Annotated in this window: 16 protein-coding genes and 1 riboswitch; of the genes, 9 read left to right on the top strand and 7 right to left on the bottom strand. The window is 58.4% G+C overall.

All coding sequences use genetic code 11. From position 1 onward, the window contains the following. From sctL to EI171_RS10525, 4 genes are read right to left on the bottom strand one after another with little or no spacing between them, the layout of a single operon-like run. A complete protein-coding gene (gene sctL, locus EI171_RS10540; protein ID WP_097669618.1) occupies positions 1-624 on the bottom strand; it encodes a type III secretion system stator protein SctL in 624 nt (207 codons plus the stop codon). Further along, the gene (locus EI171_RS10535) at positions 621-1,253 is read right to left on the bottom strand and encodes a nodulation protein NolU (protein ID WP_097669617.1); all 633 of its coding nucleotides are present in this window, start codon (positions 1,251-1,253) and stop codon (positions 621-623) included. Before EI171_RS10535 ends, sctL begins: the two co-directional genes overlap by 4 nt. Positions 1,254-1,264: 11 nt before the next feature. Further along, the gene (gene sctJ / locus EI171_RS10530) at positions 1,265-2,131 is read right to left on the bottom strand and encodes a type III secretion system inner membrane ring lipoprotein SctJ (RefSeq protein WP_097669638.1); all 867 of its coding nucleotides are present in this window, start codon (positions 2,129-2,131) and stop codon (positions 1,265-1,267) included. A gap of 9 nt (positions 2,132-2,140) precedes the next feature. Next, positions 2,141-2,659, bottom strand: a complete 519-nt coding sequence (locus tag EI171_RS10525) for a nodulation protein NolB (RefSeq protein ID WP_246740489.1) — start codon at positions 2,657-2,659, stop codon at positions 2,141-2,143. A gap of 191 nt (positions 2,660-2,850) precedes the next feature. Between EI171_RS10525 and EI171_RS10520 the strand changes: the two genes are divergently transcribed. Together EI171_RS10520 and EI171_RS45480 are read left to right on the top strand one after the other, a co-directional pair. Then, positions 2,851-3,534 carry a secretin N-terminal domain-containing protein gene (locus EI171_RS10520; protein ID WP_161533286.1) on the top strand — a complete coding sequence of 228 codons (684 nt, stop codon included), beginning with the start codon at positions 2,851-2,853 and terminating at the stop codon, positions 3,532-3,534. Positions 3,535-3,975: 441 nt separating this feature from the next. Then, on the top strand, positions 3,976-4,710 hold the full coding sequence (locus EI171_RS45480) for a hypothetical protein (protein ID WP_246740488.1): 735 nt from the start codon (positions 3,976-3,978) through the stop codon (positions 4,708-4,710). A gap of 602 nt (positions 4,711-5,312) precedes the next feature. Here EI171_RS45480 and EI171_RS10510 read toward each other — a convergent pair. Beyond that, complete coding sequence (locus EI171_RS10510; protein WP_161533285.1) at positions 5,313-6,269, bottom strand: ribonucleotide-diphosphate reductase subunit beta; 957 nt, start codon at positions 6,267-6,269, stop codon at positions 5,313-5,315. Then, a riboswitch (cobalamin riboswitch) is annotated at positions 6,254-6,526 on the bottom strand. Its footprint overlaps the gene before it by 16 nt. Positions 6,527-6,857: 331 nt before the next feature. Then, a complete protein-coding gene (locus EI171_RS10505; RefSeq protein WP_097669889.1) occupies positions 6,858-7,811 on the bottom strand; it encodes a hypothetical protein in 954 nt (317 codons plus the stop codon). Between the two features lie 287 nt (positions 7,812-8,098). On the opposite strand from EI171_RS10505, the gene EI171_RS45475 reads away from it, so the two are divergent. Next, positions 8,099-8,806: a hypothetical protein gene (locus EI171_RS45475; protein WP_246740487.1), complete on the top strand. Its 708-nt coding sequence runs from the start codon at positions 8,099-8,101 to the stop codon at positions 8,804-8,806. Between the two features lie 699 nt (positions 8,807-9,505). Here EI171_RS45475 and EI171_RS10495 read toward each other — a convergent pair. Continuing rightward, positions 9,506-10,999, bottom strand: coding sequence for a DUF1521 domain-containing protein (locus EI171_RS10495; protein ID WP_161533284.1), 1,494 nt, complete (start codon positions 10,997-10,999; stop codon positions 9,506-9,508). A 759-nt stretch (positions 11,000-11,758) separates the two neighbouring features. Here EI171_RS10495 and EI171_RS10490 point away from each other — a divergent pair. The 6 genes from EI171_RS10490 to sctV all read left to right on the top strand — a co-directional run bounded on the left by EI171_RS10490 (position 11,759) and on the right by sctV (position 16,437). After that, positions 11,759-12,064, top strand: coding sequence for a hypothetical protein (locus EI171_RS10490; protein WP_097669892.1), 306 nt, complete (start codon positions 11,759-11,761; stop codon positions 12,062-12,064). A gap of 44 nt (positions 12,065-12,108) precedes the next feature. After that, entirely contained in the window at positions 12,109-12,300 is a 192-nt protein-coding gene (locus tag EI171_RS10485; protein WP_161533283.1) for a hypothetical protein, read from the top strand. 117 nt (positions 12,301-12,417) lie between these two features. Beyond that, complete coding sequence (locus tag EI171_RS10480) at positions 12,418-13,311, top strand: hypothetical protein (protein WP_097669894.1); 894 nt, start codon at positions 12,418-12,420, stop codon at positions 13,309-13,311. 33 nt (positions 13,312-13,344) lie between these two features. Further along, a complete protein-coding gene (locus EI171_RS10475; RefSeq protein WP_097669895.1) occupies positions 13,345-13,878 on the top strand; it encodes a hypothetical protein in 534 nt (177 codons plus the stop codon). Between the two features lie 3 nt (positions 13,879-13,881). Next, positions 13,882-14,310, top strand: coding sequence for a tetratricopeptide repeat protein (locus EI171_RS10470; RefSeq protein ID WP_097669896.1), 429 nt, complete (start codon positions 13,882-13,884; stop codon positions 14,308-14,310). A 9-nt stretch (positions 14,311-14,319) separates the two neighbouring features. Further along, complete coding sequence (gene sctV, locus EI171_RS10465) at positions 14,320-16,437, top strand: type III secretion system export apparatus subunit SctV (protein WP_097669897.1); 2,118 nt, start codon at positions 14,320-14,322, stop codon at positions 16,435-16,437. Positions 16,438-16,467 lie beyond the last annotated feature (30 nt).

Genomic DNA, 16,467 nt, shown 5'->3' with positions numbered 1-16,467 from the left:
TCACGATTCACCTCCGTGCGAAGGCAAACCTAACCCGAGCCGTAGGGCGCGGAGCTGCGCGCCAAGTCCGAGATCGACATTGCCAAACTCGCTCCACAAGACGCACTGGTCCGCCGTCAGCGCCGGATCGGGCTCGATCCTGACCTTGGGCCGCCCTTCCAGTCCGTCATAGCCCCTGAACTCACTTGCGAGCAGATCGGCCTTCAGAGGGGATACGTGAAGGCACACTTCCGTGTTCTTGTATTTCTGCTCAATGGCGTGACGAACGCCCCGCACCAGCATCTCGCCCGGATCAAACGCGCCAAGCAAATCGCGCACGATCTCAAGCACCAGCTGCGGCAATTCCCGCTCCAGAACAGCCTTTCGCTGCGCGAGTTCACAAGCAGCCTGCGCTATCAGTCGCGCCATCTCTCCTGCGCCTGCCTTTGCGCCCTCGGCGCGGCCCCGCGCTCGTTCCCGCTCATAAGCCTGGCGTGCCCAACCGCGAACCCGCTGCAGATGCCGCTCGGCAGCAGCCCGTGCCTCTACGGCATCGTGCCAGATCTTGAGCTCGGCTGCCGAGATCAACGGCCCGAGGGGCCGAATCTGTGGTGCCACGGGGAATTCTGGGGCATCGGCTGTCATGCCCTGGCGGCCTCCGTCCCCAAATGGGCCGTTACCAGGGAAAACAGCGGGCCGGCCGCGCTACGGTGTTCAGCACCCGGATTCTCCGCAGCGGTCCCAATCGGCAGGCGTAGAAGCACGCGGATACGGTCAAGTGATGAAGCCTTTTCGAGCCAGGCGCCGAGACAAGCATGCCCGTCGCATTCGATCTGTCGCGACAATTGCTCAGGATCGACAATGGGGGCCGTTGCGACCGCATTGGATAAATGCCGGACCCCGAAAGCATGCGCTTCAGCACCGATCATTTCGATTAATATCGACAGATCGTGCCGGGATACCAGCTTGAGGACGGAGCGTGCATGCCAGATGCTGCCCGCGAGCAGCGCAGCCCGACGCGGATCGTGCCCGAGCAGAGGGTCCTCATTCCAGCCGGCGCCGCTCAGATCCACTTCGCTGCCAAGCAGCAGCTCGGCCAGTCTTGGCTGCAGCCTGGCACTCCGCTGTAGCCTGACCAATGTGGGAGGCGACAGCAGCGGATCAAGACGCTCAGCGAAACGGCTCGGATCGATCGAGGCCACGAGCTCGCGCAGCCGATCGGCAGCCAGCGTGAACGAACGATTGGGTTCGGTTGATGATATCGATGTCGACATGAGCGTCCTGACTATGTCGCATCAGAAATCATCTTTTTGCGGGCAGCCTGCACAGCGGGCGCACTCGAACGTGCACCGAAAATGGTCCATTTGCGCGATGATTGTCCGGGCCGACGAAGACGGGTGCCCAGCAACACGTAAGATACGATGCCGAATGCGGCGCCGGCGCCCCCCACACCGAGTGCAAGCAACGGCATTGAACCAGATTTGGCTGTTTGAGCCGCAGCGGCCGCCGGCCCGGCCGACTGCTCGAGCGTTGCCCGCTCAACCGGCACGAAGACGACCGCGACCTTGTCGTAGGACAAACCTTCAATGCTGTTTGCGACAAGCATCTTAATTTGCGGTAGCAGCGTAGATAGCTTCGCGCTGGAGCCATGTCGGATGAAAACCGACGCAGAGGACGGGGTCGCATCTTGGCGCAGCAAATCGTTCTTCGGAAGAACGACATGGACACGAGCTGAAAGGACGCCGTCTATATCGCTGATCGTGCGCGACAATTCTTCGCTTAGAGCATAAACATAACGGGCCCGCTCCTCGATCGGCGAGGCAACGAGGCCCGATCCTTTGAACACTTCGCCAAGATTTTTGAAGGATTGGCGCGGCAGCCCCTCGATATTGAGCAGGTCAATCGAATAGGCAAGCTGCTTTTCCTCAACCTGGATTGTACTGGTTCCGTCCTTAGCGACAACACGAACGGCATCAACACCCTTACCAAGGAGAAGCGCAAGCATCTCATTAGCCTCGCGCTCCTGAATTTTGGTGTAGAGATCAGCCTTGCAGCCGATCAGCGGAAGCAGAAGGGGCAGAGCAAAACACATGCGAAGTCGCCGCCACGATTGACGACCGCCGCCGCTACCCCTCTGCATCACGCCACTCATCAACCTCACTCAGCCTGCCGACAGCAGCTTGTTTAGCGACGAGCTGACGGCACTGGTACCCTTGGACACGAGCGAAACCTGAATGACGTCTCTGTAGACGTCCCGCAGATTGACCATCATCGAATCGAACTCCGCTCCAACCGGCTTAACCGTCGCATGTGCGCCGCCGTCGTCCGACTGCAAGAGCGGCTGGGTAGCCGGTCCAGGCTGCAGACCGCTCACAGCAGTCGGCACGCCTCCGACAGCCGGAGGAACGGCATGGCCATGGTACAGGCTGGAAAGGGTGTGAAGGACGCGGTCGCCCGGCGGACTTGCCAACGTGTTCGCGCGCTGGACCTCCGTTACCGGCGGAGCAACCACCGGCTTGTCCGCGACCGGGGAGGCAGCTGCTTGACTGGAAGCTGCTTGCGCGAGAGCCTGCTCAAAGTGCGCCTGCTCGCCAGGAGCTGCCGGCGAGCAGGCATTGGGAAGACAGCCAACTGCATTGGAAGAGATCGGCGTTGCGCCTAACATCATGGAAGGAGTCATTGTTCTCGCGTGATGTGACCAGGCGTTTTGACCGATAAGCGGATCAAGGTCATAGATTAGCGAGCTGACGAAAACCTGACGAAGATGCCGCTGATTGCGTCATCTAAAGATCACGTTTGACTTCCAAGTTGGAATGAAACTCCAGTGTTATTCTGAGTGGAAGGCGTCTGGGAATGCTCATGCGATCTAAGATGGTGCAAATTTTGAAGAGAGCTATATATGTCGGGGTTTTCGTCTATCTCGGAATAATGCGGGCGTTTGGCGCATCACTTTCACTACCCTCGCCCCTTTATAGCTACACCGTTCTCGATCAGGATCTTTCTGCGGCGCTTCAGGAGTTCGGCAACAATCTCAATATCAGGGTCAATGTCAGCGCCGAGGTAAGGGGCAGAATTCGCGGACGAATGCCGGACCTTCCGCCGCGAGAGTTCCTCGATCGTTTGACAGCCCTCTACAATCTTCAATGGTACTACGACGGGCTCGTCCTTTACGTCTCCGCTGCCCACGAGGCGCAAAGCCGGCTGATTGTGTTGAACCCGATCAGCTTCGATGCGTTCAAGACCGCGCTCGATGCGCTCAACATCTCCGATGAGCGCTTTATCGTGAAACCGGCTCCGGGAGAAGGCCTCGTCCTGGCTTCTGGCCCACCGCGCTTTGTTGCGCTGGTGGACCAGACCCTCAAGGGCCTTGTGGCGGAGGCGCAGGCCCGGCGGGATCCCGTCGCGGCCGAAAGGCCACAACGCGAGTCGGTTTTGATGTTGTTTCGCGGCTCCTCGAGCACGGTCGTTCGGGACGGACGACCGGAAGGTCATTATTCTTCCGACACTCCGCACCAGGATGGCGTCGTGCGCGAAGCCGGTCCAGGCCTGAAGTGACACTTGATGATGTGTCTCCGAGCGATTTGGCGAACTGGCCTTGGCTTAAATCCATCAGATCGTCCGCTTCTCGAAAGCTAAAGGTGCCTAGCATGAGCGCGCGATGTCTAGACGGCCAGCTCATGGAGACAGCCGCGGATGTATGCATTAGGCACGGGATGCTCGAGCGGAAGGTGCTTAGCGCCATCTTTAAACGTAGCGCGAGGCCTTAGCAATGCGAGCCTTCGAGCACGTGCTTCGGAGCTAGTACGGGGGAGATTTTGCATAGCTCGAAGTGCTCCATCATTTGAAAGGAGGAACGGGGTGGATTTCAATGCAGTCGGCTCGGCGACTACGAGCCCAGAGCCCGACACACCGCGACCGACGACGGACACCACCGGCTTTGAGCGGCAGCTCAGCAACACACAGGCTAGTGCTCCGCCAGATGGAGCTGCTCCTCCAGTGCTGCAGGGCGAGGCTTATTCGCCATATCTGGACGCTGGCCATCCCTATTCTCCATATCTGGATGCTGGGCAGCCCTATGCGCCATACCTGGATTTAGCGCTCCGCTATTTGCCAGACTTGGGTTGGCAGGATGATCTGTATACGCCCCCTGCGGCCGATGCCGAGCCAGAGCCGGAAAACCTCCCGCAACATCTCTCGCAGCAAACCATCGCTCAGGCCATCGAGGAACATCCTGGTTTCGATCAAGATCTGATATGGCAGAATGTGGAAGTCGACCCGTCGCATTCCGAGCAACCGCACGTGGAGGCATCGGAGGCAGAGCCATCGCATGCCGGACCATCGTGCGTCGCCCCATTGCGGCCTGAACCATCGCACGCCGGCCCCTCTCACGCCCCGCCATTGCAAGCGGGACCGCCTCAAGCTGGGCCTCCCGAAGCTGCACCGCCAGAGCTTTCCGAGTTCCGTATGCTGAACGGACATCTCGCCAAGGATTACTGGGTGTTCGCTGGTCAACCAGCCACAGGCGCTCAAATCGACATGCTGGAGCGCAGCGGATTGAAGCCGAGCAAGCACGACCCAACGCAGGTTTTCACCATGCTCGGCGTGCCTCACACAGCCGAATGGAGAGAAGAGGGCTTCATTCGTCTCACACCGTCGCTAGACCCGACTCTTTGGCCCGAAGGTATGGAGGAAGACCGACCTGCAGACCCGGAAGATCCGCCCATTCACTAGCGGCTGTAGCCGAGCCACGGCAGGGTCATCTTCGAGGGCCGACAGAGCGACCTTGCCGACGAGCACCTGATGAAGGCGATCGGGCCGGCGGCTATTCCGCGGCCAAGCTCCTCTTTGAGGGACATTTCAGAATTGCAATGGTCACGGCAGCGTCCAATCAAAGGCCGACCGACCCGATTAAGCCAAAGTTCGATATGGATGAGATCATTGTTCATATGGACGCGCTAGAAACAAACGCGCTGGCGCTAAAGAGGACAAAGTCGGTATAGCGCGTCCAGCGACATCCCGCGGGGATTCTAGAAGATCGCGGGACGGTCATGTCCTCGACGACAAAGGTGAGAGTGCGTTCTGAAATAGGATAGGCGCGTTCTGACCGCGCAGGTCCAACATTCGAACTGCTTGCCCCGCCTGCCGCTTGTCCTGCCCTGTTGGCAGACGTGAGCACCCACAATGCAAGGACGCGAGCGATTGATAGTATTGGCGTGACTGCAACGGCTCGCCCTCATGGGTCAACTATCACAGCTTCGGTAGGCTGGATTAATGTCACTGGTCGAGCTTTGCTCCGCAAGCATCAGCGGACTTCTGCGAAAGTACGAGCATTATCAGGATCGCGCTCCAACAAAACGCTGTTGCGGTCGTCCTGCATACGGCCGAAAGCCGCCCACCCCCCTCTTCGCCATCCCAGCTGCCGCGGCTCGCCCCTTGGAGTACTCCGTAGCGCGCTGTTCGAAGAAATTGGCGTGCTCGACCCCATTCAGGATCTCGACCAGCCGTGGCAACGGATGCGGCCGGAGCTGGGTAAACCCGCTCTCTCTGGCCTCGAAGAAGCCGAAGACCGGGGTAATTCCGAGCTGGGTCAGTCGCCAATCCGCGACATAGCGGACATAAGCGTGGATCTGCTCAGCCCGCATGCCCTCGATTTTGCCGAGGCCGAAGGCGAGATCAACGAAGTTCTCCTCCAGCTTCACCATGGTCTTGGCGACGTCGATGATGTCGTTACGGACGGAGCGCGTCACCACGCCGGTTTCGCGGTGCCATTCGTGAAATAGCTTGATGATCCCTTCGCAGTGGAGACTCTCGTCGCGCACAGACCAGCTTACGATCTGTCCCATGCCATTCATCTTGTTGTGGCGCGGAAAATTGAGCAGCATGGCAAAGCTCGCGAACAACGCCATGCCTTCTGTGAAGGCGCCGAACATCGCAAGGGTGCGAGCGACGTCAGCCACGGTATGGACGCCGAACTCGTGCATGTAGTCCGCTTTGGCGCGCATCTGCGCATAGTCGCGGAATGCCTCGAACTCGGTCTTGGGCATGCCGAGTGTCTTGAGCAGCAGCGCATAACCGTCAATGTGGACGGTCTCCATGTTGGTGAACGTCGCCATCATCATCTGCACGGTGAGCGGTTGGAAGATCGGGATGTAGCGCTTGAGATAGTTGTCGCCGACCTCGATGTCCGACTGAGTGAAGAATATCTGGGCGAGCAGCGCGCGCTCGTTGGCGGTGACGCGGTCCGACGCCCAGTCCTTGAGATCGGCGCCGAGCGGCACCTCCTCGCCCATCCGATGGGTCTGCTGCTGCCGCTTCCAGAAGTCGTAAGCGATCGACGTCATAGGTGCCGGTCGAGTCGAGGAGGCCGACCCGTCCCTTGCCGATCAGCGAGCGTGGATCGACTGACGAGAGATCGATCACTGACATGAACCGATCGCCGCTCACAGTTGCGGGGGCAGCCCCGGAGCAGCCGTTCGGCGCACCGGGTTCCCTCTTAGCTTCGGTCCCACAAAATAAAGGACAGAAGACCGAGACAGATCCACATCTAGGCGGCACCCGACGAGATTCGTCAAGCCTTCCGTTGCGGGAGATCAAGCTCCCGAGGGCAAAAGGACACCGTCAAGCTAACGAATGGAGCGGCCGAGAACTAGAACACCAGCACGTTTATCGCTCGCGCTATAGCCTCCCGCTCGAAAGTGATCGGTCCCGCGTGGGCTATATTCCTGGTTTTTACTTCGGCTTGCGCATGGTCGAGCCAGAGGTCCATCCCTCCGAAATATCATCGGCTGCGGCGCTCTGTTGGCCAGAATGGCTTCGTTCTCGACCTCCTGATCCAGCCCAGAACGGGGCTGGCGCGCAGCGTAGCGGCTTCTGACCTGTCATGGCTCTAGCGCGACCTGCAAGCCCTCGGTGCCTTCAACATGAACGTAACGGGGGCCGATCGGCCGCCCCCTGCCGCTGGCGACCGTGACAATGTTTTCCAGAGGAGTGGCGCGCGCATCGGCCTCAGGGCGAGACAAGATCAGATCGGCGTGAAACAGCCCTTCTGATTCAAGGCCGGTCGCATCAACGCCAAGAGCCGCCAAGCTGGCCAAACAACCTTCAAACTCTTCAGCATCGCGAAAGCGGCGCTGGATAAATGTCGCGCCGTAAAGACGTTCCGTCACAAGGCCACGGTTCGCGAAGGTCGAGGCCAAAGACTCAAATGGAAACATTCGTAGCACGAAGGAGATGATCCATGGACATCTCTCGGTCGCATCGAGAATTTTTCTGAACGTCTTCTCGGTAATATAGCCGATGCAACCCGTCGACATGATAACATCCGCAGAGCGGAGAATTTGCGCGCTGTCTGTCGATAGCGCGTCTTTTTCAAGGTCAGCGACAATGCCCTGGTCCAGGAGGCCAACGTTTGTTGCATAGCTAATCGCCGGCGCCGACACGTCCAAGCCGATAAACCGCGCCAACCCGACATCGGGCCAAGCCGCATAAAAATTGCGATCGAGGCGCACCAGTGTCTCAGAACTGATCGCCCTCATTTCGCGCCGAGCGTAGCGGTGACGCAGGCCCCCGAAGGTCAGTGGAAAGCGATGCACTGCTGCGTTGATGCCGTATGAACATCCAATATCAAGAACGACAGGCTTAAGACCGGTTGCGGAAGCTTTCGCTGCCAGAATTTGTCGCACGACCGGCTCAGCCACGTCCGGGATCATATAATCCAAGTCGCCCAGGACAGAGAAGTATGCCCTTGGATCATCCAAAGCATAAATGTCATCAAAGATCGCTTTAGACCGATTGATACACGAAAACTCTGTTCGCACCCAAATGTCTCCCATCTCATTTTGCAACCCGGTCGCCGGCTGCTACTTCCAAGTACTTGACGACCTATCCCAGAAGTTTGGCGAGGTGCAACCCCATCGCGTCTTTTTTTGGCTCGCATCGTGAGACAGAGGGCGGGCCTCCTTATTGCAGCGTACGAGAAGACAAATTGGCGCCAAAAGCGATCCTCAGAGTCGCGGCACTTTTGTGGGAGCTCGAAGACCTATTGAACTTCGAACGGCAGCGACTGTGATAATTACGGGCTAAGCGCGCAGGCTTTCGTAGCCCCATCAACGTGATACGCTTGCGCACGCGCCGGAAAAATCGTTCTGCAGGGTTAGAAAGAATCAAGATCAGCCGCGCCGCGTCTTCGCAATCTAGGTGCTTGACATTCAGAACCGCGAACAAGAACGGCAAGCGCGAGGTCGATTTCGTCACATCTGCTGCATCTTGCCATGGACAGTTGGCTTGGGAGATCTGTCCTTCGATTGCCTGCTGGACCGCATCGCGGCGGTTGAACGTGGCGACTTTTATGATGCAACAGAATTTCGCCAAGCCGGAATTTAATATTCGCTCACCAAGGGCTTGCCCCCGGACGGTCTTTTCGCTGACAGATGCCCAGCCGATCCACCTTTCGTGTCGTGCCAGCACAGTCCTTTGCACATCGACATTCCACGAGGCAAATCAACTCAACATCAGTGATCGCAGAATTTATCAGAGACGCGATCTTCGTCAGCTTCTCGCAAGCTGCCCCTGCTATCAGAGAGCAGGTCATCTCGCGGCGACGCCGCTATGTGAGTGTTACGACATGGACGCAGGCGCCGCCGATATCGCAGCGACAAGGCCAGAGGCTGGCGCAGACCCCGACACCGCGGCGAACGGCGGCAACCGGTCGCCTGCGGCATTGTTGCAGCAAGCTTTCGAGAAGGCGCTCGTTTCCGTCGCCACGCAAGTCATAAGCGACTCCCAGTCGGATATGGATGATGCCATGAGCGAGCTGGATGAGGGGTGAGGCGGGATGGGGATACATCGGGCCCGCTGTTTAAAACGAGCCCGATTGGACGAAGCAAGTGGGACTTGGTACCTGCAGCAAGCCAGACGCGCCTTCAGCGATGCTCCAAATGGCTTGCCGAGCGGGTCCACAAATCGGTGTGCACCCGGCTCTCTCGGCAAACGCTGCTGCGACTTTTGGTCTTCCGCAGCGGCAGACCTGCACAGCAAGGCCGAAGCTCCACCGGCAAGCTCCTTGCTATCCCGCCCAAGAATGACGATACGAGCGCTCTCAGCAAGGGGTAATGAACGATAGCACGCAAGCCGTGCAACATTTCCCTCATTCGAGGATCGATTGCGCTCGCCAGGCTGTCCTTGTTCAGATCCGCGGCTGACCGCGAACCTGTCTGCTAGAGAGATCTCAAGGACTTTTCCTGAGGGCCAGCATCGTTGGCGCTCAGAGCGTGAGGGCTCTCCTGCGTATGCAACTCGTGCGCCTTCGCCACAGCATTGGAAGATGTTGCCAGTACTTTGTCCTGCCGTCACGGGCTGCTGTTGGCCCGGTTGGGGCCAAAGCTTTGACTGCGCGATCGTCGGACGCGAGCAGCGATTCTGGATTCATAGGCGGCAGCACCTGCTATTCTCATCGTCGCTCGCCGAACATGAGAAGCGGGCGCTAGCGCCGCCCGCTTCACAATTTGTCCAATTGATGGACTCGGCCTCACGCAACCCGCCGCAACATCATTTCCCGCATCATGGTCTTGAAATCCGGCGGCGCGTCCGGGTTCTCATTGTGGTCGATGACCGACTGCGTCACCCTGCGTCCGGAGTTGTCAACCCATCCCTGATTTTGCTCGTGGATTGTCTGAGCTCCATCAGATGTCAGCTGATCAAGGGTTCGGCCGGCATTGGATTGGGTCACCTTCAGATTGTTCTTTCCATCCTTATCATCACCGAGTCCCTCGACAACCATCGCATTGTCGCCGTTGGTGATGGTCAGCTTTGAGGAAATGGTTTTGCCTTTACCAAAATCGACCGTGTCTACGGTAATCTTTGTGCCGTCATCGAGCTCGAAGCTCATGCCTTTCTTGAAGTCGAAGTCATCCTTGCCGTCGCCATTCGCATCGACGTGAGGATCGCCGTGGATCTTCGTGACATGGCCGGTCTGATTGTTGCGAACGGTCCAGGTGCCGTCTTTCTCATCGGCCGTGATCGTATACTTATCACCAAGGTTAATCGTCGCCTTGCCGTCCTTCACCTCATGCGACCAAACTGGCGCCGACTGAGGCGACTGCCCAGGAGTCGGAGCGACCGCAACCGGTACCATCGCGAGGGGCGGCGGCGGAGGCGGAACGAAGAAGACGGGGCTCGCACAGCCTGACGGCGGACTTGCATACTGGTAGTTGCCCGGTCCGCGCCCCCGTTCACCCGCATTGATACTCGCCTGATTTACCGCGCGTCCGGCGCCATCGACCCAACCCTGGCCGCTCTCATAGATTGTCTGAGCACCATCGGCTGTCAACTCATCAAGGGTCATTCCAGCATTGGACTGCGTCACCCTCAGGTTGTTTTTGCCATCCTTAGCGTCGCCGAGCCCCTCCACAACCATCGCGTTGTGGCCGTTTGTAATGGTAAGCTTTGAGGAGATGGCCTCACCATTGCCGTAGTCGACGTTATTGACGGTAATTTTCGTGCCATCGTCGAGCTGGAACGTCATATCTTTCTTAAAATCGAAGTCGTCCTTGCCGTCTCCGTCGGCGTCGACGTGGGGGTCGCCATGGATCTTCGTGACATGGCCGGTCTGGTTGTTGCGAACTGTCCAGGTGCCATCCTTCTCGTCCGCCGTAATCGCATACTTGTCGCCGAGATTGATCGTGGCCTTGCCATCCTTGACCTCATGCGTCCACACCGGATCCACAGGAGGCTCAGAGCTCTGATTCGGCTGACCCACCAGCATGGTGGGAGGGGGCGGCGCCATCATGTACGCCTGGGTAGTAACGACGGCTGGAGCCACGGCGACGGGAACAACACTTGTAACGACCGAACCGACCAGGGCTGGCGAAGCTACCGGTAGGTACTGATAGCTCACCGGGGCATACTGCCCCAACAAGGCGTTGAAAGCAGGAGCGACAACCGCGCCTTCCGGCACCACTCCGTTCATCGTCGAATCGAGCGCGCCGACCACGGGAAGACCGGCCACGGGAAGATACGGCATTTAGTTCACTCCTGTTGCATTGAAGAAAGCTGTAAACCTGCAAGCCTTACGCGCTAGTCAACCGAACACGCCCTTCAGACCTGCATGAGCACACCATTAGCCCACCCAAGCGCATATATGCCTGTCGTCACTAGCACCTGCGTCCCTGAAGAGGCCACTCCGTCCTCATACTCCGCAGTTATGGCACGAGCATATCGCACGCGCATTCAACGTCAGAAACGCTACCCGCAATACCTGTCGAAAAGCTGACGATAATAAACTATCGACGTCGCACTTGCTGCGATGACACCGATCGGGGTACAGCAATCCATAGACTTCAGATGCGATCTGTATGCGTGCGGGCCACTAGACGGTCAGCTTCCACAGCATCAGGGGCTCGCCAAACCTGCGCCCCTTCGGCATCCGCCAACGGCCAAAGCTGGGGACTGGATGACTCAACCAGTCACTCCAACTCGATCGCCTTATCCGGCCGGTCGCGTCGCTCCACGCAACCGAAACGCCGCCGCTCGTTCCGCAAGAACGAACAATTCGCATGAACGCAGGCAAGCACGGTAACGCTATCCTTTCCGACGCGCCGAGCCATACGCGCGGCTAGACAAGCCTGAGCGAACCGATAAGTCGAGCAAGCGCTGGGCCGCCGCAACAGTCCCTTCGGATGACTCGTCAGCTTCTGGAAAGGTAGCGCCCCTAGCATGAGCACGCTGAACTCTAGGCGAGGAGTCGTCTATTGAGCGTAACAAGACAGCATAGGAGAAACTGATGATCGGAGAAATGATCGGAAGCGCTGCGGGCGGATGGCTTGGCGGCCCCGCCGGAGCGGCGATTGGTTCTGCCTTGGGCGGGACAGTCGACAAGGTCTTTGATAAGGTTGTCCTTAACCTGGAGCCCGAGAAGAGTGGCCCCGCTAAGGCCGCCGAGACCAAAGACGCCGGCGAGGAAAGCAGCGTACACACCAGGCCGACTCTCGGCAAGAACCCGGAGCTGAACCTTAGCCTTAGCACGCTCGGGGGCGAGCCCATGTTTCTTTCCATTCCTGCCATCGTTTCGCCCGCCCGCGCGACGTAACAGAGCACAAACTAGCAACATACGACGAAGAAAGGTGAATCGACATGGCAGTTAATAGTGTTGGCGGTAACGGTGGCGCGACTGGCGCCCAGGCGACCGGGGATGCTGGCTTCCAGAATCAGATGGCTGAGTTCGAGCGTGTTAGCCATAAGGTTCAGGAGCAGGCCGTGGCAATGCGCAGAATCACGACCGAGCTCTCGTCCGAGAAGAAGATCGCCGACGAGCGCGTTCAGTAATTCTGCAAGACGGGTGGCTCATCGCGTCGCTTATCATGGCCGCGTTGTGAATGACGAACTCTGAATCAGCCGTACGGCACTGCCGTACGGCTTCTCTCGTTATTCAGGAGATTATCCGTGACCGAATCGATTTCCCTCGACTTCGAGGTGCTATCGGGACTCTATACCGGGCTTAAGGGCAAGGCGGCGGCCGGGCACAGTATTGTCGGCAGCGGCCTCGATGCCGATATGATCTTCGTTGAACAAGGGCTCGAACCGCATCACCTTCGCATCATCCCACAGCGGGATTCGATCGAAGTGGAGGCGCTTGGTGCTGGTATCAGCGTAGACGGCCACGAAAGTATCACCTCAGGGGAGCGCGTCAGTGTACCTCTTCCTGCGATCGTTCATGCTGGCGCGATGTCAATCCGCTGGTCGGCGCAGGATCTCCCGCAAGCTAGTCCCAGCAATCGCTCACGTGGCTTGATCGTGGCACTCAGTCTCCTCTTGCTCAGCTCTGTCGCGATTGGCACCGTCTCAACTATCTTCGGTCCTACCGACAGCGCGGGGGTGCTGAGTACTGATTCATTGCCGGCAGCCGAGGTTGCCGCCAAACCAACCATCAATCATTATGAAGCGAGCGACGCTGATGCAATCGCCGAATTGCTACGGCAGGAGGTCGAGCGAGCGGGCCTTCTTGATGTCAAGATCGGGGCTGGCTCCGGCGTTGTCACTGCGGAAGGCACTGTTACGCCTAGCCTCATCACAAAATGGAAACAAATCCAGCAATGGTTCGATCATCAAACCAACGGCACTCCTACCCTTGTGAATGCAGTCACGGTCAAGGAGGAGAAGACGCCGTCTTCGATCGCTGTCCAAGCCGTTTGGCGTGGAACCGAGCCTTATCTGCTTATCGGCGGCCAAAAGTATTTCGTGGGTGCGCTATTAAGCAATGGATGGACCGTCGACCGAATTGAGGATGGGCGAGTGCTGCTCAGCCGCAACGGCCGATTTGCTGCTTTGCCATATTAGAGTGTCTACCCTGCAAGAAAGAAGGAGAAGTCGATGGCTAGGCTGCCCCAGCACGCTGTAGGGCCCGGCACCCCATTGCAGGGATTGGACGCGGGCCAGAACGCACCGGCTATCGGCTCGTCCTCCTCGCAAGCCGATATGGAAGTCGGAGTTGCTCATGCAGATGGGGGCACGAAACGGGCGTCGTGGCGAGACGCGCCCGCGCAGAATCTGCCAATTGAAGGCGCGAGCGAAGCCGCTCTCGAGGTCAACTCCATCAACGCCGTCTCGGGCGTCGCTCTGTTCGAGATGGGTGCCGGCGCAAATGAGATCGACCCACGCGTAGTACTGGCTTCGCTTTATGGGTCCAATCTCTCACACGGCCTACTCTCCTTCGTCATTCCACGTCTACGTCATCCGGACGTGCTGCGCGCGGACAAGCATGGTGTTCTTCTGGAGCGCCTAACCCAGACATTGGAGGCTACGCCAGACGACAAGACGGCTTGTGAGTGTCTGGCAATCCTGCAGCAGGAGCTGCGCCGGCTGCTTCTGCTCCGGCAGAATCAAAACAGCATAATCAAGGGCTAAGCGATGGCCGAGCCTAATGTATTGCAGCATGTCCCCGCCACGTTGGCACCGGAAGCTTCCAAATCGGGCGATATCTTGTCGATCTCCGGGCCGGAGCGCGACCTGCTCTGCGCCCTCTCCTATGTCCACCTCGCGTGCGGGCAGAGTGCACAGAGTCTGGCTCTGCTGAGAATCGCAGCTCGCGAGCATTCCCACGACGTCGATCTGCTCCGCATCCTGGCCTACACTCTTATCGCAGAGGGCCTTGGCGATGAAGCGCTTGATGTGCTGGATCGGCTGGACGCGCTCGATGTGCACCCCTCTTCACGCGTGCCTATGACGCTCTTGCGTAGTCACGCATTGCGACACGCCGGCCGCATGACCGAGGCTCGTGATGTTTTCCAGCGCTATGTGTCACTGCGCGCGAGCACAGCCTTCATTAAACAGCAATAGGGATCTTTCATGGCCAACGTCTTGCGTAACTTCGTCGTGCGCGCGCCGGCCCACCCGGATTTCATGGTCGCCTTGATGCTGCTTCTGGCGATCGGCATGATGATCATGCCGATCCCAATCATTGTGATCGACATGCTGATCGGCTTCAATCTCGGCTTTGCTATATTGCTGCTGATGGTTGCCCTCTATCTCAGCACGCCGCTCGATTTTTCGTCCTTGCCGGGCGTCATCCTGATCTCGACGGTATTTCGTCTGGCGCTGACTATTGCAACAACGCGACTGATTCTTGCTGAGGGCGATGCCGGCAGCATCATCCACACCTTCGGCGATTTTGTCATATCGGGGAATATCGCTGTCGGAATTGTCATATTCCTGATCGTGACCATGGTTCAATTCATGGTTCTTGCCAAGGGCGCCGAGCGTGTCGCAGAGGTGTCGGCCCGCTTCACACTCGACGCGCTGCCGGGCAAGCAGATGGCGATCGACGCCGAATTGCGCAACAGCCATATCGATCAACACGAAGCACGTCGCCGGCGCGCCGCGCTGGAACAAGAGAGCCAACTTCATGGCGCCATGGATGGCGCCATGAAGTTCGTGAAGGGCGACGCGATCGCCGGACTGATCGTCATTTGCATCAATATGCTCGGCGGAATCAGCATCGGTCTGCTTTCCAAGGGTATGTCGCTCGATGAAGCGCTGCATCAATACACCCTCCTCACGATTGGTGATGCACTTATTTCACAGATTCCGGCGTTGCTGCTGTCAATTACGGCCGCAACCATCGTCACGCGTGTGAACGGGCCTTCCAAGCTCAAACTCGGCGCCGATATCGTTCACCAACTCACCGCGAGCACGCAAGCGCTTAGATTAGCCGCCTGCGTTATGGTATTCATGGGGCTCGTTCCAGGCTTCCCTTTGCCGCCGTTCGTCACCCTGGCTGTTCTTTTTGCTGCGGCAAGCTATATCAAGGTCGGCGCGAAAGCTGACAAGGCTGCCGTTAAGACAGGCGCTGACGGCGTCGCTTCGGCGCCGGCCCCTGCGCCGCCTCAGAAGCAAGCCGTGCATGCGGAAGCACTTCCGATTGCTTTATTTCTTGCACCGAACCTGACGCATTCGATTGACAAAGACGAGCTGGAACAGTGCATTGCGCGTGTTTCAACACTGGTATCGGCGGATCTTGGCATCACCGTTCCGCGCATACCGGCCCAGATTGGGCAGAACTTGTCCACGTCGCAATTCAGGGTGGATGTCGACAGTGTGCCAGTTGAACGCGATGTGATCGATCCGACCCAACTGGTGCTCAATGACGATTTGGCAAACATCGAATTGAGCGGCCTCCCCTTTCGGCAAGACCCGGAGACAAATCGGGTCTGGATCGAAGAACGGCATGCAGCCGCTCTCAAAGCAGCCGGCATCGGATATCACCGACCGAGCGAGATTCTTGCCTTACGTCTCCATTCGACATTGACACGCTATGCACAGCGCCTGGTCGGCATCCAGGAGACCCGCCAATTGCTCGCCCGGATGGAACAGGAATACCCCGACTTGGTGAAGGAGGTGCTGCGTACGGCCACCGTCCCTCGGATCGCCGAGGTCCTGCGCCGGCTGCTCGATGAGGGCATCCCCATCCGCAACACCCGCTTGCTCCTGGAGGCGCTGGCAGAGTGGAGCGAACGCGAGCAAAACGCCGTCCTGCTCACTGAATATGTTCGTGCTACTCTGAAGCGGCAGATCTGCTTTCGCTATGCTAATGCTCATCGTGTTGTGGCCGCCTTTATCATTGAGCGCGAGAGCGAGGAAATTGTGCGCGGCGCGGTGCGCGAAACTGCTGTCGGCCCATACCTCGTTTTGGATGAATGGCAGAGCGAGAAGCTGCTTGCACAGTTCCGTCACATCCATTCGACCATCGCACAAAGTAAGAGTCAGCCTGTCATTCTTGGATCGATGGACATCCGGCGTTTCGTGCGTGGCTTTCTCACGCGCAACGGGATCGACCTGCCCGTCCTATCCTATCAAGATCTCGCCGCGGATTTCACGGTTCAACCGATTGGATCCATTAAGCTTCCAGCTTCCAAGGACAGGGTCCCTTCCCCGGAACGTGGCGGGCTCCTTCCCGCTGCGGGTTAACAGTTTACAGCAGCTCGTCATGAGAAAGCC

The sequence above is a fragment of the Bradyrhizobium sp. LCT2 genome (genome assembly GCF_009931255.1).
Classification (GTDB): Bacteria; Pseudomonadota; Alphaproteobacteria; order Rhizobiales; family Xanthobacteraceae; genus Bradyrhizobium; species Bradyrhizobium diazoefficiens.
Note: the sequence above shows the minus strand (reverse complement) of the source record. Positions and strands in the feature narration are given on the sequence as shown.